Consider the following 1423-nt stretch of genomic DNA (forward strand, 5'->3'; position numbering starts at 1 on the left):
GTGCTTGCTGGCGAGCCTGGTACAGCGCACGCATTCGACGAATATGACCGAGGAAGTGGCCCTCGCGCATGAAGTCCGCCGTGACGGCCTGTAGCAGCGTGGGCGGGCTGCGATCCATGACCGCCCGCAGGGTGCAGAAGGGTTCGACCAGGGCGTTCGGCAGTATCACGTAACCCAGTCGTAGCGAGGGGAAGAGCACTTTGCTGAACGTTCCGGCGTAGATGACCCGGGCCCATTGGTCCATGGCATAGAGTGCCGGCAGGGGGCGACCGTTGTAGCGAAACTCACTGTCGCAGTCGTCCTCGATGATCCAGCTTTGATTGCGGGCAGCCCAGTCGATGAGCTCCTGGCGCCGCGCATAACTCATGGTGATGCCCAAGGGATGCTGACGAGACGGTGTGGTAAACACCAGGCGGGCGTCAGGACATTGAGCCAGGCCTTGCTGGATATCGATCCCCTGTTCGTCGATACGCAACGGCACGACCAGCCCCCCTTGGGCCTGGAGCGCAATTCGCGCCGCGATATGCCCCGGATCCTCCATCCAGAAACTGTCCTGCGGATTGAGCAACAGCATGCCCAGCAGGTTGAAGGCTTGCTGGGCGCCGGAAACGATGACCACCTGTTCGGCAGTGCAGTCGATGCCCCGGGCATCGAAGACGTATTCGGCAATCGCCTCGCGCAGGGCCAGCAACCCTTGCAGTTCGCCATAGCCGAGCATGGCCTTGGTTGGCTTATGCAGGTGGCGATTCATCAGCCGCTTCCAGACCGATTGCGGGAACGCATCGTACGCACTGTGGCTGGGCAGGAACGAAGTCGGGCTGCCGGTGGCCCAGTCCGCATAGGAAACGCCGCGGAAATGATCGCTGCGCAATGACAGCATGGACTGGCTCAGGTCGGACAGGCGAGGAGGCTGGCGCTTGTGCTCATCGTCATCGATACCGCGGCTTTCCCATTCATGGCCGACATAAGTCCCGGCCCCGGTGCGCGACGTCAGAAAACCTTCGGCAATCAGTTGATCGAACGCATTGAGAATGCTGATTCGCGACAGCTGCAGTTCTTTGCTCAAGGTCCGGGTGGACGGCAGACGTACGCCTCCCTGAATCCTGCCACTGAGAATCTGTTTGCGAATCTRCAAGTAGAGTTGGCGGTACAAGGGGATGGAACTGGCACGGTCCAGTTCGATACCTGACAACAGTAAACCTGCGGAGGATTTCATTTTTGGTTCGTCTGGATGGAGTGAGTCTGGCCTGAATGGCTGTCAGGCACCCGGGGGCGAAAGGGTATCGAGCGGTACTGGATATGTCATCCGGTCCGCTTCTTCGACGAGCACTGGCGAATAGAATCCAACCGCCGCCCGGCACTAACGTATCTTGTCATGGTCAATAAACCCCGCACGACCCTCAGCGGTCGAACTGCCCGGAAC

At 60.0% G+C, this 1423-nt stretch carries 1 protein-coding gene; it reads right to left on the bottom strand.

The window, feature by feature from the left end; genetic code table 11:
* Positions 1-1216, bottom strand: a 1216-nt coding sequence (gene pdxR, locus AC1DVH_RS31100) for a MocR-like pyridoxine biosynthesis transcription factor PdxR (RefSeq protein WP_477757016.1), incomplete at its 3' end; no start/stop codon positions are given.
* Positions 1217-1423: the final 207 nt, after the last annotated feature.

It is taken from the genome of Pseudomonas sp. P4_C3, from assembly GCF_056402075.1.